This window comes from Acidimicrobiia bacterium (genome assembly GCA_036396535.1).
Taxonomy (GTDB): Bacteria; Actinomycetota; Acidimicrobiia; order Spongiisociales; family UBA5794; genus DASWKR01.
This window is the reverse complement of sequence record DASWKR010000011.1, coordinates 20,128-34,610: the sequence shown is the minus strand read 5'-3', so window position 1 is coordinate 34,610 and position 14,483 is coordinate 20,128. Positions and strand designations below refer to the sequence as shown.

General features: G+C 68.6%; 13 protein-coding genes. 10 read left to right on the top strand and 3 right to left on the bottom strand.

Annotated features, from left to right (window positions below; translation table 11 throughout):
• Positions 1-8: 8 nt before the first annotated feature.
• From ppdK to VGC47_01535, 4 genes are all read left to right on the top strand, one after another.
• Positions 9-2,717 carry a pyruvate, phosphate dikinase gene (gene ppdK / locus VGC47_01550; protein ID HEX9853986.1) on the top strand — a complete coding sequence of 903 codons (2,709 nt, stop codon included), beginning with the start codon at positions 9-11 and terminating at the stop codon, positions 2,715-2,717.
• A 90-nt stretch (positions 2,718-2,807) separates the two neighbouring features.
• Entirely contained in the window at positions 2,808-3,725 is a 918-nt protein-coding gene (locus VGC47_01545) for an alpha/beta fold hydrolase (GenBank protein ID HEX9853985.1), read from the top strand.
• Complete coding sequence (locus VGC47_01540) at positions 3,722-5,098, top strand: dihydroorotase family protein (GenBank protein HEX9853984.1); 1,377 nt, start codon at positions 3,722-3,724, stop codon at positions 5,096-5,098. Before VGC47_01545 ends, VGC47_01540 begins: the two co-directional genes overlap by 4 nt.
• Before the next feature lies 1 nt (position 5,099).
• Positions 5,100-6,095, top strand: coding sequence for an LLM class flavin-dependent oxidoreductase (locus VGC47_01535; GenBank protein HEX9853983.1), 996 nt, complete (start codon positions 5,100-5,102; stop codon positions 6,093-6,095).
• A gap of 9 nt (positions 6,096-6,104) precedes the next feature.
• Here the strand turns inward: VGC47_01535 and VGC47_01530 are convergent, their stop codons facing one another.
• The 3 genes from VGC47_01530 to VGC47_01520 are packed head-to-tail and all read right to left on the bottom strand — an operon-like array spanning position 6,105 to position 8,154.
• The gene (locus VGC47_01530; protein HEX9853982.1) at positions 6,105-6,548 is read right to left on the bottom strand and encodes a VOC family protein; all 444 of its coding nucleotides are present in this window, start codon (positions 6,546-6,548) and stop codon (positions 6,105-6,107) included.
• Positions 6,545-7,009, bottom strand: coding sequence for a GNAT family N-acetyltransferase (locus VGC47_01525; GenBank protein ID HEX9853981.1), 465 nt, complete (start codon positions 7,007-7,009; stop codon positions 6,545-6,547). The genes VGC47_01530 and VGC47_01525 overlap by 4 nt, the downstream gene beginning before the upstream one ends.
• Positions 7,006-8,154 (bottom strand): aromatic ring-hydroxylating dioxygenase subunit alpha, encoded by a 1,149-nt coding sequence (locus VGC47_01520; protein ID HEX9853980.1) that lies wholly within the window; start codon positions 8,152-8,154, stop codon positions 7,006-7,008. The genes VGC47_01525 and VGC47_01520 overlap by 4 nt, the downstream gene beginning before the upstream one ends.
• A 104-nt stretch (positions 8,155-8,258) precedes the next feature.
• Between VGC47_01520 and VGC47_01515 the strand changes: the two genes are divergently transcribed.
• The 6 genes from VGC47_01515 to VGC47_01490 all read left to right on the top strand — a co-directional run bounded on the left by VGC47_01515 (position 8,259) and on the right by VGC47_01490 (position 14,481).
• Positions 8,259-8,708 carry a low affinity iron permease family protein gene (locus tag VGC47_01515; GenBank protein HEX9853979.1) on the top strand — a complete coding sequence of 150 codons (450 nt, stop codon included), beginning with the start codon at positions 8,259-8,261 and terminating at the stop codon, positions 8,706-8,708.
• Between the two features lie 29 nt (positions 8,709-8,737).
• Entirely contained in the window at positions 8,738-9,442 is a 705-nt protein-coding gene (locus VGC47_01510) for a metal-dependent hydrolase (GenBank protein ID HEX9853978.1), read from the top strand.
• A gap of 171 nt (positions 9,443-9,613) precedes the next feature.
• Positions 9,614-10,354, top strand: a complete 741-nt coding sequence (locus VGC47_01505) for a sulfite exporter TauE/SafE family protein (protein ID HEX9853977.1) — start codon at positions 9,614-9,616, stop codon at positions 10,352-10,354.
• Between the two features lie 60 nt (positions 10,355-10,414).
• On the top strand, positions 10,415-11,284 hold the full coding sequence (locus tag VGC47_01500) for a sulfite exporter TauE/SafE family protein (protein ID HEX9853976.1): 870 nt from the start codon (positions 10,415-10,417) through the stop codon (positions 11,282-11,284).
• A complete protein-coding gene (locus tag VGC47_01495) occupies positions 11,277-11,624 on the top strand; it encodes a DUF1634 domain-containing protein (protein HEX9853975.1) in 348 nt (115 codons plus the stop codon). The genes VGC47_01500 and VGC47_01495 overlap by 8 nt, the downstream gene beginning before the upstream one ends.
• Positions 11,625-11,724: 100 nt before the next feature.
• The gene (locus tag VGC47_01490; protein HEX9853974.1) at positions 11,725-14,481 is read left to right on the top strand and encodes a cation-translocating P-type ATPase; all 2,757 of its coding nucleotides are present in this window, start codon (positions 11,725-11,727) and stop codon (positions 14,479-14,481) included.
• Positions 14,482-14,483: the final 2 nt, after the last annotated feature.

The following is a 14,483-nucleotide window of genomic DNA, read 5'->3' as shown; positions in this document are numbered from 1 at the left end:
GGCAACACATGAAGAGATGGGTCTATCGATTCGACGAGGTCGACGAGGCCGAGCAGTCCGTAGGAGGCGAGTGGGACGCGGTGCGCGGCCTTCTCGGCGGCAAGGGCGCCAACCTCGGCGACATGTCCCGGCTCGGGGTTCCTGTTCCGCCGGGGTTCACCGTGACGACCGAGGCGTGCAACGCGTACTTGGAGGCCGGCCTGCAGTTCCCTGAAGGCCTCGACGACCAGATCGCAGCTGCCCTCGCCGACGTGGAGGAGAGGACCGGCAGGCGCTTCGGGGACCAGGACCGCCCCTTGTTGCTCTCCTGCCGGTCGGGCGCCAAGTTCTCGATGCCGGGGATGATGGACACGGTTCTCAACATCGGGCTCAACGAGGAAGTCGTCACGGGCCTGATCGCAGAGAGCGGCGACGAGCACTTCGCGTACGACTCGTACCGGCGCCTCATCCAGATGTTCGGCTCCGTCGTGCTCGGGCACAAGGACGAGCTCTTCGAGCAGGTGCTGGCGGAGCTGCGTGCCCGCCGTGGCGTGACCTCCGACACCGGCCTGAGCACCGAAGACCTGAGCGAGGCGGCGATGCGGTTCAGAAGGATCGCCACCGCCTTCCCGGACGAGCCGAGGGAGCAGTTGCGGCTGGCGGTGGAGGCGGTTTTCCGGTCGTGGAACGGCAAGCGGGCGGTGGATTACAGGAACGCGGCCGGCATCGCACACGACCTCGGAACCGCCGTCAACATCCAGGCGATGGTGTTCGGCAACCTCGGCGAGGATTCGGCTACCGGAGTGGCCATGTCGCGTGACGGCGCCACCGGAGAGCCGCGCCTCGAGGGGGACTACCTGGTGAACGCCCAGGGCGAGGACGTGGTTGCCGGCATCAGGGCCACCAAGGACTTGGGTGCGCTGCGCAAGGAGATGCCTGCGGTCTACGACGAGCTGGCCGCCATCGCGGCCAAGCTCGAGCGTCACTACGGCGACATGCAGGACATGGAGTTCACCGTCGAGCAGGGCCGCTTCTGGCTCCTGCAGACCCGCGACAGCAAGCGAACCGCCCAGGCGGCGGTCCGCATCGCGGTCGACATGGCGCAAGAGGGCCTCATCAGCCGCGACCGGGCGGTGCGACGAGTGACCCCCGAACAGGTCGACTTCTTCCTCCATCCGCAACTGAGCAGCGACGCAAGGCAGGCGTCGCTCGTCGAAGGACGGCTGCTCGGCCGGGGCCTGAACGTGTCACCAGGCGCCGCAGTCGGGGTCGTGGCGTTCGACCCCGACCTGGCGCAGCGCTGGCACGCCGAGGGGCGCCGCGTGCTGCTGGCGCGCCCCGAGACCAAGCCGGACGACGTGCATGGGATGATCGCGTCAGAGGGGATCCTGACGAGTCGGGGGGGCCGCACCAGCCACGCCGCCCTGGTTGCCAGGCAGTTCGGCAAGCCCGCCGTGGTCGGGATGGCGGAGCTCACGATCGAGCCCTCCGACCATGTGATGCACGTCGACGGGAAGACGATCAGCGAGGGAGAGTGGATCTCTATCGACGGGAACACCGGCGAGGTGTTTCTCGGCCAGCTCGAGACGTACGTGCCCGATCTCGCCGACCGCTGGCTCGTGACGCTGCTCGAGTGGGCCGACGAGCTGCGCCGCCTCGACGTTCGCGCCAACGCCGACTACCCGGCCGATGCCAGGAGGGCAAGGGAGTACGGCGCCCACGGGATCGGACTGTGCCGCACCGAGCACATGTTCTTCGAGGCGGACCGGCTGCCGATCGTGCAGAGGATGATCATGGCGACGTCGCCTGCCGAGCGCGCCGAAGCGCTCGCCGAGCTCCTGCCCATGCAGCGCGACGACTTCCGGGGGCTCTTCGAGGCGATGGACGGGCTTCCGGTGGTCATCCGCCTCATGGATCCGCCGCTCCACGAGTTCCTCCCCGGGTGGGAGCAGCTCGTGAGCGAGGTCGCAGACAGGAAGATCCGTCTCAGGATCGCGACCTCGCTCGAGGACCTCGACACGACGCTCGCCGAGCTCGAGCACTCCGAGCACCTCAAGGTGGCGGTGGAGCGCCTCCGTGAGACGAACCCGATGCTCGGTCTGCGCGGGGTCCGCCTCTCGATCGTGATGCCCGAGCTGACGAGGATGCAGATGAGAGCGATCGCCGAGGCGGCGTGCGACGCCGCCGCGGCAGGAGTGGTCGTCAAGCCAGAGGTCATGATCCCGCTCTCGATCGACAGGGGCGAGCTCGAATGGGTCGCCGCCATCCTTCGGGAAGAGGCGGCCGCCGTCTTCGACGAGCGCGGCATCACGATCCCGTTCATGATCGGGACGATGATCGAGACCCCTCGGGCCGCGCTCACCGCCGGGGCGCTGGCGACCGTCGCCGAGTTCTTCAGCTTCGGCACCAACGACTTGACGCAGACGACGTTCGCCATCAGCCGCGACGACGCCGAGGCCTCGTTCCTGATGAACTACGTGTCGCTCGGGATCCTCGGCGAGAACCCGTTCGCGACGCTCGACGATGCCGGGGTCGGGACGCTCATCCGATCCGCCGTGGCGGCGGGCAGGGCGACGAGGCCCGAGATCGAGGTCGGCATATGCGGCGAGCACGGCGGTGATCCCAAGTCGATCGCCCTCTGTCACGGGTACGGGCTCGACTACGTGAGCTGCTCTCCCCTCCGGGTGCCGGTTGCCCGCCTGGCGGCAGCCCATGCCGCCATGGCCGACGTGTCCTGACCGACGAGGACCACCGGCGGATCTGCTCTGTGGTTCGAGTGCGTGGCACCGCGTTAGGTTGACGCCCGCGCCGCGTCCTCGAAGGGAACCGTGAGAGAGTCGACCGTCGAGTTCTTCTCCGAGGGCACCCGCGTCTCCGGAATCCTCCGTGTGCCGGTCCAAGACGGTCCGTGGCCCGGGATCGTCCAGGGCCCGGGCTGGCTGGGTCTCAAGGACGCCCGGTTGTACGTGCCCTACCACGAATCGCTCACCGAGGCAGGGTTCGCGGTGCTCGTGTTCGACTACCGCGGGTTCGGCGACTCGGGAGGGGACCGGGGCGCGCTCTCGCTGCGGATGCAGGTCGACGACCTGCGCAACGCGGTGACCTACCTCACGACGAGGCCCGACGTCGACCCACAGCGCATCGGGGTCTTCGGCTCCGGCGGGACCGGTGGAGGCAACGCCGTCCTCTTGGCCGCAGCCGACGAGCGGGTCCGCTGCTGTGTCAGCCAGGTCCCCGTCGCCGACGGCGAGGATTGGCTGCGCCGCATGCGATCGGCGGCCGACTGGGATGCGTTCCTGGAGCGGCTGGCCGAGGATCGGACGGCTCGCGTGCTCCAAGGCCGGGGGGCTTTGGTGCATCCCCGCGAGGAGATCATGGTTCCGACGGCGGAGCGCCGGGCGACGAGCGTCAAGGCCGACGTCGACGGGCGGGTCCCGTCCCGGGTGCCACTGGCGGCGGCGGACGAGATCATCGCCTACCGTCCGATCGAGATGGCCGGCCGCGCCCGCAACCTCTTGGTCGTCGCCGTCGCCGCGGACGCCGTGACGCCGACCGACCACGCCGTCGCGATATATGAGGCGGCACCGGAGCCGAAGCGACTCATCATGCAGCATCGCACGACCCATTACGCCGCCTACGCCGAGTACGGCGCCGTGGTGATCCCCCTCATCGTGGAGTGGTTCGAAGCATGCCTCACGACCGGCGCTGCACCGAGCGGCTCGCGAGTCGTGGACGTCGGTGCATGACCAGGGTCATCACAGGAGCCGACGTGTTCGTCGACGGAGCGATGCGCCCCCTCGACATCGTGGTCGAAGGTGAGACGATCGCCGGCCTGGTCTCGCCCGGCGCAGGGCCGAGGGAGGCGGACACGATCGGTGCCGCCGGGCTCACGGCGATCCCGGGCGCCATCGACGTGCACGTCCACACCCGCGAGCCCGGCTACACGCACAAGGAGGACCTCGTCACCTGCACGTCGGCCGCCGCAGCCGGCGGATACACCACCATCTTCGGCATGCCGAACCTCGACCCACCGACGATGACGGAGGGAGACCTGGCGTCCGTCCTCGACCTGTACGCCGCCAGGAGCATCGTCGACTACAACCACAACCCGGCAGCCAAGCTCGTGGGCGAGATCCCGGCGATGGCGGAGCACGGCATCGCCGCCTTCAAGATCTACATGGTCGTCGACACCGGGCGGAGCTATCCGCATCCTGCTGCGATCGGTGTGCATGACCACGGTGACCTCTACCGAGCCATGAAGGCGGTGGCGGCGACGGGGCTCCGCCTCATGGTCCACCCACACGACCAGTCGATCATGGACGTCGTCGAACAGGAGTACTGGGCGGCAGGCGACCGTAGTCCCCAGGCATATGGAAGGACGCTCGCTGTCGACGACGGCCTCATCTGGGACACGGCCACGGCATTGCTCCTCAGGCTGGCGGAGGCGACGGGATGCAAGCTCCACATCGTCCACGTGCAGACGACCAGGCAGGTCGAGATGCTGGCGGCGGCGAGAGCCAGGGGCATCGACGTCAGCAGTGAGGTGAACCATTGGGCTTTGTTCCTCGGGAGGATGGAGGACATCGAAGAGCAGGGCTCGTACGTCCTGTCCTACTACGTCGCCGACCATCATCGGGAGGCACTGTGGGACGCCCTCGAGGGCGGTGTCGTCGACATGCTCGCCTCCGACCACGCCCCGCACACCCGAGACGAGAAGGAGGTCGGGTGGTCAGATGCATGGGCGGCGCACACCGGCACGCCGGGCGTCCAGTACCAGCTCCCGCTGATGATCGACGCCTTCCATCGCGGCAAGCTCTCTCTCGAGCGGGTCGTCGACTTGGTGAGCGCCGCTCCGGCCAGGGTGTTCGATTTGCGCAGGAAAGGTGCCCTACGTGTCGGCGCAGACGCCGACGTCACCCTGGTCGACCTCGACGAGGAGTGGACGATCACGAACGAGACGGTCCTGTCGAAGATCGGGTGGACGCCGTATCACGGGCGGCGCATCAGGGGCGCGGTCAAGCGGACGCTGGTGCGCGGCGCCGACGTGTGGGCGGAGGGCCGCGTCGTCGGGGAGCCCGGCCACGGGAGGCTGGTGCAACCAGGGAGGGGCGAGGAGTGACATGGCGATGAAGTTCGGCCTGCTGCTCCCCCACTTCGGCGAGCACGCAGCCAAGGACGCCATCCTCGAAGGCGCCCGGCGGGCAGAAGAACACGGATTCGACTCGGTGTGGGTGCGGGACCACCTGCTGTTCGAGCCGCACGGCGAGTTCGAGTCGGCGAGCAAGGACTTCCTCGAGCCGTTGACGGTCCTCACCGCGGTGGGTGCGGTGACGGAGCGGATCACGCTCGGTACGGCCACGCTCATACCTACCCGGCACCCGCTGGTGACCGCGCTGACACTGGCGACGATGACCCACATCGTCGGGCCGCGGATCATCACCGGCTGGGGTGCCGGGACCTTCGACCACGAGTTCGAGGCGGTCGGCCTCGGCGGCGTCTTCCGGCCGGAGCTCGTCGAATCGACGGCGCGCATCTTCGACGCAGTGTTCAACGGCGACGCGGTCCACTACCACGACGCTCACTTCGACTTCGCCGACGTGACCCTCCACCCCAAGCCGGCCGGACCGATCCCGTTCTGGTACGGCGGCTCGACGCCGGCGTCGGCGCGCCGCGCCGCCGAGTACTGCGACGGGTGGATGCCGGGTCGCACCACCCTGGCCACGATCGCCAAACGGGTCGAGCAGATGCGCCGACTGGTGGCCGGCAACGGCCGGCCGATGCCGACGGTCGCCGTCGTTCCACCGACCACGATCGCCGCCACCGAGGAGCTCGCCTGGACGGGAACGAACGTCGAAGGCTTGCTGGCGTGGGCCAACCAGCGCGGCAAGTGGTGGGTCAAGCCGCCCTCGGGCCGGTTCGAGACGGTGGCCGACATCGAGGGTTCTCTCATCGCCGGAACGCCGGACCAGGTCGTCGAGCAGACGCGCCGCTTCGAGGAGGTCGGTGTCGAGCACCTCGTGTTCGACACCCGCCTCAGCTACGACCGCTGGTTCGAGTCGATCGACCTGCTCGGGCGGCAGGTGCTCCCGGCGCTGCGTGAGTCAGATCGTCGGTAGCCCGCTCCGTCACACGACATCGAACTCGTTGCCTTCCGGATCGCGCATCGCCACGAAGTAGTGATCGACGTCCGGAGAGTGGTGGCGGGCGATCACTGTTGCACCTGCTGCAGAGAGGCGATCGACCTCGGCGTCGACGCGCTGCTTTCGCTCCTCGATCGGCACGGATCGGCCGCCACCGACTCGCACGTCGAAGTGGAGCCGGTTCTTCACGGTCTTGGCCTCCGGAACCCGTTGGAACCAGATCCGGGGGCCCGCACCTGCCGGGTCGACGATCGAGTCGTGTCCGCCGTCGAGCTCGTCCTCGGGTATGCCGACGCTCCGCCAGTAGTCGCGCCAGTCGGCGTGACCGTCTGGAGGTGGCTCGAGGACGTATTCGAGCGCCTCTGCCCAGAATCGCGCCATCGCGTCGGGATCCGTGCAATCGAACGTGATCTGGTAGCGCACGCTCAGGGCCCGCCCTCCACGTCGAGCTGATACAACACGAAGCGGGTGCGCCCCCCGGTGAGCTTGTCGTACAACCTCCTGGCGCGCTCGTTGTCCTCGGCCGTCTGCCAGTAGACGTACGCCCACCCTCGTTCCTGCGCTCGCGTCTGGACGGCAGCGATGAGATCCTCTCCGATCCCCTCGCCCCGGTGGTGCTCGTCGACGTAGAGGTCCTGGAGGTAGCAGGCCATGGCGCCGCTCCACGTGTCCGCGTGCGGGAGGAAGTGGACCAGGCCGACCGCGGCGTTGTCGACCGTGGCGACCATCGCCTCGATCGGATCCGAACCGTCGTGGATTCGGGCCCACAGCCGATCGGCGTGACCGGGCGAGAGCTCACTCTCGTAGAACACGAGGTAGGCGTCCCACAGCAGGCGCCACCGATCGTGGTCCTCGTGGCGTGCAGGCCCGATCGCAGCTCGAGACGTCACGAGCCCTCCCGCGGCCATGCCACGTTCGAACCAGGGCCGATCCGCCGGTCCAGCCATCGGTAGAACAGGGCGATGTCATTCTCGTTCGGCATGAGCCTGCCGTGCTCGTGCCGGATCGAGCGGAGCCCGCGCTGGTTGAGCTCGCACACGGCCGCATCCTGCGTCATCACGAGGGCGCCGAACTCAGTGACGTTGCCCATGTCGAATCCCTCGTGCGCGAGCGTCTCGGGGGCGAAGAGCCATTCGGCCGTGAGCCGGGTCCCCGCAACCCCGAGAGGGGAAAGCGAGACGATCCTCACGTGGTCCGGGTGGGCGACGACGAACATCGTCGGTAGGACGGTCAGGAACGTATACCCGGCCGCGATCTCGTCGTCGGTGAGCTCGGGGAACGGCGGGCCGCAGAGGCGGCCGTCCATCGACCACGTGGCGGCGCCGGCGCGCAGACCCTCGCCGATCCAGCCGTCGCCCGCCATGTCGGCGCTCACGACCCCGCGCCTGTAGAGCGGTACCAGGTCGCACAGCTCGGGATGGACCCCCGGGCAGTGGTAGCACTCCAGGAAGTTCTCCCAGAACACCTTCCAGTTGCATGCCAGGTCGATGACGAAGGTGTGCCCGGTGACGAGCGTCTCCAGCGGCCACCTGTCGAGCAGCGCCGGCCCGGGGTCCATCGAGTCTGCGAGCTCCCCGGCCTCGTCGGCGGCGAGGTTGACGAAGACCATTCCGCGCCACTCGGCGACGGCCACCGGATACAGGGAGAGCTGCTCCATCTCGTCCACGTCGTTGAAGGGCGTGCTGCGCAGCTCACCGGAGAGCGAGTAGCTCCAGTTGTGGTACGGACAGGTGATGCGGCGCGAGCCGAGAACTCCGGAAGGGGCGTCGCACAGCAGCGAGCCCCTGTGCCGGCACGTGTTGTGGAATCCACGCAGGACCCCGGCGTCGTCGCGGACGAGTAGCACGCTCTGATCCCCGACCTCGAACGTCCGAAAACTGCGAGCGGCTCCCAGCGTGTCCGCCCGGCACACGTAGAGCCACTCCCGATACCAGATGTCGACCATCTCACGCTCGTGATGCTCGACATCGACGTACGCCAACGCCGGCAGCGTCCGCCCCGGGGCGCTGCCCATGCGATGGCGCAACTCCGTCATCGGCCCTCCGTGCCCGGCCGTCGTTCGTCATGCGGATCGTACGCTCGCGCAGCTCTGTAGGCCGCCACCGCTAGCAAGATGTCGTCTCCCAACCCGGAGGAACGATGACAGTCCCCAGCCCGGAGGCGACCGGCGAAGGCGAGAGGCCCTCGGCCGTCCGACAGGCCTTCGACCGGTTCGCCAAGCGAGCGGCGGCGCTCGCGGGCAGGCCGGCGGCATTCGCGATCGCCATCGGCGCCATCATCGCCTGGCTGGCCACGGGGCCGATCTTCGCCTTCAACGACACGTGGCAGCTCGTGATCAACACCGGGACGACGATCGTCACGTTCCTCATGGTCTTCCTCATCCAGAACAGTCAGAACCGCGACACCGTGGCACTCCACCTGAAGATCGACGAGCTCATCAAGACGACCGAGGGCGCCGACGACCGGCTGCTCGACCTGGAGGAGCTCGACGACAAGGTCCTCGAGAAGAAGCGGGACGCATTCGAGAAGCTCGCCGAGCTGGCGAGACGCCGCGGCGACGCCGGGGCGACCGGCGGTGGTGCGGCATAAGATCACACGCATGAGCGAGAGGAGCGCCCGTGAACCTGAACGGCTGGGAGATGACGTGGCTGGGGCACGCGGCGATTCGCCTGCGCGCCGACGACGGCACGACGGTGCTCGTCGATCCGTGGCTGTCCGGTAATCCTGCCTGCCCTGAGGAAGAGCACGAACAAGACAGGGTCGACGCCATCTACATCACCCATGGGCACTTCGACCACGTAGGGAGCAGCGTCGACATCGCCCGGGCTTCCGGCGCCAGGGTGCACGCCATCCACGAGATCGCCGTGTGGGGAGAGGCACAAGGCCTCGAGACCGTCGGCAGCAACAAGGGGGGCACGGTCGAGGGGCCCGCCGGAATCCGCGCGACCCTCGTGGACGCCGTGCATTCGAGCGGCATCACAGGCGATTCGGGCATCGTGCCGGGTGGTGAGGCGGGTGGATGGGTCCTCGAGCTGCCGGGTGGCCCGACCATCTACCACGCGGGCGACACGATGGTATTCGGCGACATGCAGCTGATCGGCGAGCTCTGGTCCCCCGACATCGCGATCGTGCCGATCGGAGGCTGGTACACGATGGGCGCCGTGCAGGCCGCCAGAGCGGGCATGCTGATCGGTGCCGAGTCCGTCGTCCCGATCCACTACGGCACGTTCCCGATCCTGGCGGGCACCCCTTCCGAGCTCGCCGAGGCATGTGCCGGCGCCTTCGAGGTCGTGCCGCTCGACGTCGGTGTCCCCGCCACCTGACGTACCGGACGGTGCGCCCGAAGTTCGCGGAGCGAATCGGTTTCTGACCAGAGATACGCCGGCCCGCATCGGCGGCCCGCATCTGCGGCAGCGTCGGGTCCTCGCGGTCGAAAGCGAGTGCTGCCAAGCTGCGCCGATGCTCCTGCGGGCAACCAAACAGCGGGTCGAGTGATGGGCGACCTCGTCCTCATCCTCCTGGTGACCTCGGGCACGTTCTTCATCAAGGCGATCACGGGGTTCGGCGGCCCGCTGCTCGCCATCCCGCTGCTGGCACCCGTGATCGGCGTCGAGCACGCCGTCGTGGGCCTCTCGCTCGCCAACCTGTCATCGAACATCCTGCTCCTCATCGAGAACCGATCGGGCGCACGCGCCATGCGGCCGTTCCTGGTCCGGGTCCTCGGCGCCGGAGCGATCGCAGTCGTGGCGGGCACGCTCGTGCTGGTCAATGTCGACGACCGGATCCTGCTGGCGGTCCTCGCCGCCTCAGTGTTCGCCTACGTGGCGCTGGCCCTCGCCAACCCGAACCTGCGGCTCGGGAACGCCGCCGGGCTCAGGGCCGCGGTCCCGATCGGGATCGTCGGGGGCTTCGTCCACGGAGCCACCGGCAACAGCGCTGCGGTGTTCGGCACCTTCTTCCACAGCCTCGCCCTCCCGCGAGAGGACTTCGTCGCCGCCGTCACGACGGTGTTCCTCGTGCTGTCGACGCTCCAGGTCGGGACCCTGGCGTCACTCGGATCGTTCACCACCGGCCGGCTCGCCCAAGCCGCGGCGGCAGTCGTGCCCGTGCTGATCGTCACGCCTCTCGGCACGCGCGTAGCGGCGCGTCTCGACGCCAAGACCTTCGGGCGCATCGTCCTTGCGATGCTGACGGTGGCAGGCGTCCGGCTCGTCTTCGGTGTCTTCGGGATCTAGGCGGGAGCTGCTGAGCACTGCCTAGGGTGGCGAGATGTCCGCCATCGGATCCACGACTACGTGACGGAGCTGTCGTCGCCTGCACTCGCCGGGCTGGTCGTCCTCGGAGTCGCCGCCGGCTGGTTCGGCGCCCTCGTCGGGATCGGTGGGGGGGTGCTCGTCGTGCCGGCTCTCGTGCTCGGGTTCGGGGTCGACTTCCCGGTTGCGGTCGCCGCCTCGCTGGTCGCCGTAATCGCAACGTCGACGACGGCCGGCAGCGTCTACGTCGGCCGAGGACTCACGAACATGAGGTTGGCGATGACACTCGAGGTGGCGACCACCATCGGCGGCATCTCCGGAGGGCTGGTGGCGACGATCCTCCCGGCGAGCGTGCTCGGAGGCGTCTTCGCCGCCTTGCTGTTCGTCACCGCCTTCCTGATGCTGCGTGGTGCGTCGCACCCTGCCGTGCGCATCATCGAACCCACAGCGACAGGCACCGGGTGGGAGCAGCCCGGGGAACTGGCGGGCGGCTACCTCGACCTGGCAAGGGGTGGAATCGTCCGCTACCGGGCGAGGCGGGTCCCGGTAGGAGCAGCGGTGTCGCTCATGGCCGGGGCCGCCTCCGGTCTTCTCGGGGTCGGCGGCGGCTTCCTCAAGGTCCCTGCCATGCACCTCGGGATGGACATTCCGATCAAGGTCGCCGCGGCGACGTCGAACTTCATGATCGGGGTCACCGCGGCTGCGAGCGTGTTCATCTACTTCGCACGGGGGTACGTCGAACCCCTCCTGACGGCACCACTCGTGATCGGGGTCATCGGCGGCTCATTTGCAGGTACGCGCATGTCGGGCAGAGCCCAGCCGGCGGTACTCAAACTGGCCCTCGCCGGCCTGCTCCTGCTCGTCGCGGTGCTCATGGCGCTCCGCTCGCTCGGAGCCGGTTTCGATGCGTGACCTCGACCGGCCACCCGGCCGCGACGCCCCCCATATCGTCCAGTTGCTCCTCCGCGTCGGACTCGCAGCTGCGACGGTCATGGTCACCGCGGGGCTCGGGTGGGCGCTGGCGACCGGAAGGGAAACCTCGCTTCCCGTCGGGCTGGGCGCATTGTTGGCGGACGCCGAGGCTCCCGACCGGCTCATGGCGGGGGGAATCCTGGTGCTCGCCCTCACGCCCGTCGCCCGGGTCGTGGCCCTACTCGTCTTGTGGTGGCGCGAACGGGACTGGACGTTCGTCGCCGTCGGCTTCGCCGTCGTCGTCGTGCTCGTGGCCGCCATCGTTCTCGGACACGCCTGACGCGAGTCGCGCCTCCCTGGGGCGTCACGGCGATGCACGCCACAGCGACGCACGCCGCTGCCGAATGTGGGTTCCATGCGCATGCGAGAATCGATGACACATGGATCTCGAGCTCTTGGAAGCGACGCCGCCCTGGCACGGCCTCGGCGTCGATGCCGTGGCCGAGAGGTTGGAGACCGATCTCGAAACCGGGTTGAGCGATGCCGAGGCGACCAGTCGGGCCGAGAGGTTCGGCCCCAACGAGCTCGTCGGCCGGCGCCGCCCGGATCATCTCGTCCGGCTCGGGAGGCAGTTCTCGAACGTCCTCATCTGGCTCTTGCTCGTCGCGGCAGCAGTCAGCGGCTTCGTCATCGACGAGTGGATCGACGCCATCGCGATCCTGGCGATCGTCGTCCTCAACGCGGCGCTCGGCTTCGCACAGGAGACGCGCGCCGAACAAGCGATGGCTCAGCTGCGGCAGCTGACCGCCCCGTGGACCCGAGTGGTACGTGGCGGCACCGAACAGCAGATTCCCGCGGATGGCGTCGTGCCGGGCGACCTGGTCGTGCTCGAACCAGGCGATCGCGTCCCGGCGGACGGGCGAGTCGTCTTCAGCGTCCGGCTGACGATGGCGGAGGGTTCGCTCACCGGCGAGTCTCTCCCGGTCGCCAAGTCGGCCGCCCCCGTCCCCGTCGAGATGTCGTTGGCCGACCGCACTTCGATGGTCTTGAGCGGCACCGCGGTCGTCGCTGGACGAGGTCGGGCGATAGTGACGAGCACCGGGGCCGCCACCGAGGTCGGCAAGATCGCATCTCTCGTCGCCCAGAAGGAGCCGCCGACGCCCCTACAGCGCGAGCTGACGAGGGTGGGTCATCGCCTAGCGATTGTCGCAGCAGCCAGCGCCGTTCTCATCTTCGGAGCGGGGACATTGCGCAGCTATCCCGCCGAGACCATGTTCCTCATCGCGGTCGCCCTTGCGGTGGCAGCGATTCCGGAGGGTCTCCCTGCAGTTGTCACCATCAGCCTTGCTGGTGGGGTGCGGAGGATGGCGAAGCGCAACGCCGTGGTGCGACGGCTGCCGGCGGTCGAAGCCCTCGGAGCGACGAACGTCATCTGCACGGACAAGACCGGCACACTGACCCTCAACGAGATCCGGGTGCACGCGGTGATCACCGCCACCGATCGAGCGGTGACGTTCTCGACGGGGACAGCAGTGGGTCGACGCCTCGTCGAGATCGCGGCGCTGTGCAATGACGCCCGGTCCTCGAAGGACGGCTTCGCAGGCGACCCGACGGACATCGCGCTGTTGCGCGCCCTCGAGGAACGCGGGGTGGACCTCGAGCAGCTTCGCCGCCAATCGCCTCGCCTCGACGAGGCCGGCTTCGATTCGCGACGCAAGCGCATGAGCACGCTCCACCTGGCCGGCTCCGGCCATCGCCTGCTCGTCAAGGGAGCGCCCGAGATCGTCATCGAGCGCGCCACGACGATCCTCGATGCCGGCGGGCCGGCTCCGATCGACGACACCAGGAGATCGTCGCTCGACGGCGACGCAGCAGAGCTCGCCGCTCGAGGACTGCGGACCCTCGGATTCGCCTACCGCGATCTCGATGGTGCCCCGGGGGACGTTGCAGACGCCGAGCATGACCTCACCTTCGTCGGGCTCGTCGGCATGAGGGACGAGGAGCGACCCGAGGTCCATGACGCCATCGCCGAAGCGTCCCGAGCAGGCATCACGGTGGTGATGGTCACCGGCGACCACCGGGTCACGGCGGCCGCGGTGGCCGAGACGGTCGGCATCGAAGCCGCCGGGGTGATGGAGGGATCCGAGCTCCAGCGCACCGACGAGCACGAGCTGGCGCGCTCCGTGACCGAGTACCGGGTGTTCTCGCGAGTCGACCCGGTCGACAAGGTGAAGATCGTCAAGGCGTGGCAGCGTACCGGGGCGATCGTCGCCATGACCGGCGACGGTGTGAACGACGCCCCCGCTCTGCGGGCTGCCGACATCGGCGTCGCCATGGGCACCGGGACCGATGTCGCCAAGGAGGCATCGGCGCTCGTCCTCGCCGACGACAACTTCGCGACGATCGTCGCGGCGGTCCGCGAGGGACGGCGGATCTTCGCCAACCTCCGCAACGTCGTTCACTACCTGCTTTCTTCGAACGCGTCGGAGGTCATGACGATGGTGCTCGGCTTCCTCCTGTTCGGGTGGCTCGGCGAGCCGCTTGCCGCCGTCCAACTCCTCTGGATCAACCTCGTGACCGATTCTCTACCTGCCCTGGCGCTCGGCATGGACGCACCGATCCGCGACCTGATGCGCGACCCGCCCGGCTCGGGCCGCGACATCCTCAGCGGGCGCAACATCGCACTGCTCATGTCACAAGGCGCCATCCTCACGTCCGCTGCGATGGCTGCGCTGCTCTTGGGGCACTTCGTGCTCGATCTGTCCTGGCAATCGACGCAGACGATGATCTTCAGCACCCTCGTCCTCAGCCAGCTCATTCACGCTTTCAACGTGAGAGCCGCGTTCGTCGAATCGGACCGGGTTCGGCGGCCCACGGCCTGGCTCATCGGTGCCGCCGCCGGTTCGGCGATCATCCACGTCCTCGCCGTTCACACCCCCCTCGGCAACGAGTTCCTCAAGACAACCGGCATGAGCGCCCTGCAATGGGCCGTGGTCGCCGGCTTGGCGCTGGCGTCCTTCGCCGGCGTCCGGCTCTTGAGCCGTCGGATGACGTACCCGGAGCGGCCATCGGGCGCCGGCGACGCAGCCCACGGCGCTACGAGCAGGTCATCGAGGCGGTCGTGCACGCCAGGCGAGGCGCGCCTCCTCGAGCTCACTGACGTCAACGATGCCGAAGGTCACGACCGCCCGGAGTGAGC

Excerpts from the sequence above, each read along its gene's own strand:
- ppdK (HEX9853986.1), top strand. The coding sequence starts at position 9 with ATGAAGAGATGGGTCTATCGATTCGACGAGGTCGACGAGGCCGAGCAG.
- VGC47_01490 (HEX9853974.1), top strand. The coding sequence starts at position 11,725 with ATGGATCTCGAGCTCTTGGAAGCGACGCCGCCCTGGCACGGCCTCGGC.
- VGC47_01505 (HEX9853977.1), top strand. The coding sequence starts at position 9,614 with ATGGGCGACCTCGTCCTCATCCTCCTGGTGACCTCGGGCACGTTCTTC.
- VGC47_01515 (HEX9853979.1), top strand. The coding sequence starts at position 8,259 with ATGACAGTCCCCAGCCCGGAGGCGACCGGCGAAGGCGAGAGGCCCTCG.
- VGC47_01495 (HEX9853975.1), top strand. The coding sequence starts at position 11,277 with ATGCGTGACCTCGACCGGCCACCCGGCCGCGACGCCCCCCATATCGTC.
- VGC47_01520 (HEX9853980.1), bottom strand. The coding sequence starts at position 8,154 with ATGACGGAGTTGCGCCATCGCATGGGCAGCGCCCCGGGGCGGACGCTG.
- VGC47_01540 (HEX9853984.1), top strand. The coding sequence starts at position 3,722 with ATGACCAGGGTCATCACAGGAGCCGACGTGTTCGTCGACGGAGCGATG.
- VGC47_01535 (HEX9853983.1), top strand. The coding sequence starts at position 5,100 with ATGGCGATGAAGTTCGGCCTGCTGCTCCCCCACTTCGGCGAGCACGCA.